At 52.8% G+C, this 3,325-nt stretch carries 7 protein-coding genes; 1 reads left to right on the top strand and 6 read right to left on the bottom strand.

Annotation, left to right across the window (positions count from 1 at the left end):
- Positions 1-635, top strand: a 635-nt coding sequence (locus tag AC1DVH_RS28280; protein ID WP_477756567.1) for a hypothetical protein, incomplete at its 5' end; no start/stop codon positions are given.
- A 67-nt stretch (positions 636-702) separates the two neighbouring features.
- Here the strand turns inward: AC1DVH_RS28280 and AC1DVH_RS28275 are convergent.
- The 6 genes from AC1DVH_RS28275 to AC1DVH_RS28250 form a co-directional block, all read right to left on the bottom strand.
- Positions 703-1,068: a hypothetical protein gene (locus AC1DVH_RS28275; RefSeq protein ID WP_477756566.1), complete on the bottom strand. Its 366-nt coding sequence runs from the start codon at positions 1,066-1,068 to the stop codon at positions 703-705.
- Between the two features lie 81 nt (positions 1,069-1,149).
- Complete coding sequence (locus AC1DVH_RS28270) at positions 1,150-1,611, bottom strand: hypothetical protein (RefSeq protein WP_477756565.1); 462 nt, start codon at positions 1,609-1,611, stop codon at positions 1,150-1,152.
- A complete protein-coding gene (locus tag AC1DVH_RS28265) occupies positions 1,608-1,733 on the bottom strand; it encodes a hypothetical protein (RefSeq protein WP_477756564.1) in 126 nt (41 codons plus the stop codon). The genes AC1DVH_RS28270 and AC1DVH_RS28265 overlap by 4 nt, the downstream gene beginning before the upstream one ends.
- Before the next feature lie 201 nt (positions 1,734-1,934).
- Entirely contained in the window at positions 1,935-2,114 is a 180-nt protein-coding gene (csrA, locus tag AC1DVH_RS28260) for a carbon storage regulator CsrA (protein WP_150755807.1), read from the bottom strand.
- Positions 2,115-2,379: 265 nt separating this feature from the next.
- Positions 2,380-2,829 (bottom strand): tellurite resistance TerB family protein, encoded by a 450-nt coding sequence (locus AC1DVH_RS28255; protein WP_477756563.1) that lies wholly within the window; start codon positions 2,827-2,829, stop codon positions 2,380-2,382.
- Between the two features lie 380 nt (positions 2,830-3,209).
- The coding region (locus tag AC1DVH_RS28250) for a DUF1654 domain-containing protein (protein WP_477756568.1) at positions 3,210-3,325 on the bottom strand (116 nt) is incomplete at its 5' end.

Raw genomic sequence — 3,325 nt, 5'->3', positions numbered from 1 at the left:
ATCCAATACTAAGTTTTTTGGCTTTACTTGTGTTGCTTAGAACGACACTCATTCAGACTTCTGAATCTAGAAGAACTACAAAATTTATGGAGTCGCAGTATAGGTTGATGGAAATGGAGAAATTTGAAGGTACTTTTTTTCAATTGCTCGACCGTCTTGACAAATATTGCGATTCTCATTTTAGAGTTCTCAGTGGAGGGAAGGGCAATGAGACAGTTGTTTCGGCAATAGCTACCTCTCTTACTAAGGCTAGATCTGGTTTTGATTTACTTCCGTCAATTGGGCAATATCGGGCTGCAAAAAAACTTGTGTTGAAATTGACTCATAGTGATTTGTGCAATGTATTCAATCATAGAGCGCTTAGGGTAGTCCGGCTCGTTGATAGGTCGGACTTGGATCTGGGAACCAAAAGATCCTACATGGGGATATTGAGAGATACGATGCTCCCTGATGAGAGGATTGTATTGTCTAGTGTTAATTTTTTTATCTCAAAATCGAATCGTGAACTGATAAGGAAGTGGGAGGTGGATTATTTAGTTTCTAGTGCATATGTTTGTGATCATGTTGCGAATTTCTATCAAAGCTCGGAGAAACATCGAGCCTGGGCAAAGCCTGCTGAGTTGTTGAAGAAGTAGAGCTAGCGAAAGTGCAGTCTCGGGTATGCGCCGCCCTCCGTGACCGGATGCGACAGTTAAGTGGTGGTTACGCCGACTCTTCGATTTCGTCTTCCGGTTCGCCGGGATCGTCCTTGAGCTGCTGGCGACATGCTGCCTTGAAGGCTCGCGACACTTTTTCGCTAACTACATAAGGTGTCGTGACACACTCGAGCATCTGCGTCGCCGTATTGAAGTCCGCGGCGATCACGTTCCGCAGCAGGTTCTGATACACCTCCTGCTGGTTGTTGAAGCCATGTTCCTTCATGAGGCGCTTCAGGTCAGGCATGAACACGCCAGCTACCTCAACAGTGAATCGGCCGATCCCCTTCTTGGCATCGTCCGCGACCTTCTTCTCGCGCTTCTTGCGCTGCTTGATGGCTTCCGCCGTCGGCTCCTGCTGTTCCTCGGCCATGGCCTGTCTCTTCAATTCCGTGGGCTGGTAGATCCAGCCATGTCTGTCGTCGGCGCTGGCGCACTTGGTTGCTGATGCTTTTCATGCTGCCCTCTGCTGATTCCAGACACCCACGGCGTCGAACACCCGGGCGGCTTGCTCTTCAGTCAGCGATATTTCGGCGGGAATGGCGATCCAGCCCGAAGCGACCCGATGATTCGGATTGCTCTCGGCGACCAGGTCTTTGTAGGTTTCCTCGATCACGTCTTCGAGGTGCGCGGCCAGATAGTTGCCTTGGGGAGCAACCTCTACTGATTTAGTGTAGCGGTGCCCTTGTTGATCGCGACACTGGACGCTGACATAGATCGTCCAGCGGTGGGCAATGTCGCAGACTGCTTCTGCCATGCGCTGCCCTGGCGGGATGCTCTTGCAGCTCTTCCTGTTGATCATCCCTTGACGTCCGCTGGGGTCGATATGGACCACCGCGACGTGATTGGCATTGAGCAGTGCCCGGCTCGCTCGCTCTATCCGGGTTCGCATGTTGTTGGGCTTTCGCTTTTTCATAGTGCCACCGCAATGTGGCGATTGGCCTTTGCTTCAAACTGCATGGCGAGTTCGTGAGCGGCCTTGTAGTCGTCACGAAAGGCGCGAGTCTTGCCGGTGGTACGGTCTTTAATCTGGTACATGCCGACGCTTCTCCCGGCGACTTGGTAGCGCACCGGTTTGGCTGGCGCTGGTCGATTTATACGGCCGGCCCGGGCTGCATTAGATTTCTGCAGTAGCACACCGAGTTCATCGAAGCGCTCTTGAAATGATGGATGCATGTTGATCCCTCGGAGTAGGTGATGTGTATTCGTCAGCACTCCGCCTACCTGCTGGTTGATTAATTACCGGGGTTTGGACAGGCCCGCTTGAATGCGCTGGGTGATCTCTTCTCGATGCACTGCGACTTCCTTGGGAGCGCTTGTCCCGATGCGTACTTGTTGGCCGCTCACACCCAGCACGGTGATCGTTATGTCGTTGCCTATGTTGATGCTTTCGCCTGCTTTACGAGTCAAAATCAGCATTGTCCATTTCCTTGCGTTAGTTGGTTTCCCAATGCCGCCTTTTAAGAAGCGGCATCAGTGAAACGTCACTGCACTACGCGGATTTTATTGCGCGGGAACCACGCCCCTTCAACCAGAACCATGCAGCCTACAAAGGCGGCGTAGCGCGTCTCTCGGTCAGTCTGGAAGCCCTAGTAGGAGCAAGTGGCTCGAGAGGCTACGTTGCTCAGCAACATGCAGCCGACGATCAGTGCCAGCAGGATCAGCAGAACCTTTGTCGCGTACTTCACGCCTCGATACCGTAGTCAGCCAGACGCAGACCGAAGTGCATGCCTATTTCTTTCAGCACCACCAATTCTGCTGGCTCGATCTGACCATCAGCCTGGGCAACGGCAAGAACGTTGACGAAGGCTTCCTCCGCGTCGGCCGGAACGTTTTTGATGTCGGTCAGTTCCCGCTTGATTGCCAATCGACCTACTTGGAAGTTGGCGTTCAGTTGAGCCGTGAAGCGATTGATGGTTTCGGTGATCTCGCCGCCGAAGTGCGTCAAATTTGGGTTGGAGCGAATCAGTTCGTCGAGCTTGGAAACCTCACTGGCTTCAATTTCCCCATCAGCCGCAGCGACCAATAAGCCGCCGCCGACAATGGCCTGCATCAAGTCGCGGTTAACGACTTTCTTCATCTCGGCTTGGGCGTTGCCGACTTGTTTTCCGAACAGCTTCTTCATTCCAAACATGGTGATTTCTCTGGGTGGGATGACATCCCACTGCACCCTGTCACCAAGGTGCAGCAGTGATGCTGTCAGTCCTACTGCCGCCGGAGGGGGCGGGGCGCATTGCTTGCTGGGTCATTCACACGGTTCTGGCGTTTCACCATCGATCAGCCGCCCAGGTTGTTCCTGTCGTTGGCAGGCTTTCGGGCCTGTCTGTTCGCCGGTCACCGGTAGAGGCAATGCGGTCTGTTGTTTGTTGCGCTGATTGTTAAAGAGTGGCGCGGCTTTCGCTGCTGAGCCGATGGCCTGACAAATAAATTACTAGTGATAATAAATTCAGTCAAGACCGCAGGTAATAAAAAATACGATAGATAATAAAAAACCCGCTCAATCGCGGGCCCTCTTCACGCTTCGCAGTATTCTCGCCATCCGATCCTGATGGCACCACTCTCGAGCCGATCCATGCGGACCCCATCGGTTTCTTCAATTTCCTCCAGAACTTGGAGCCATGCTTCGGCAG

The sequence above is a fragment of the Pseudomonas sp. P4_C3 genome (assembly GCF_056402075.1).
The sequence above is the reverse complement of the archived record's forward strand: the minus strand, read 5'-3'. Positions and strand labels throughout refer to the sequence as shown.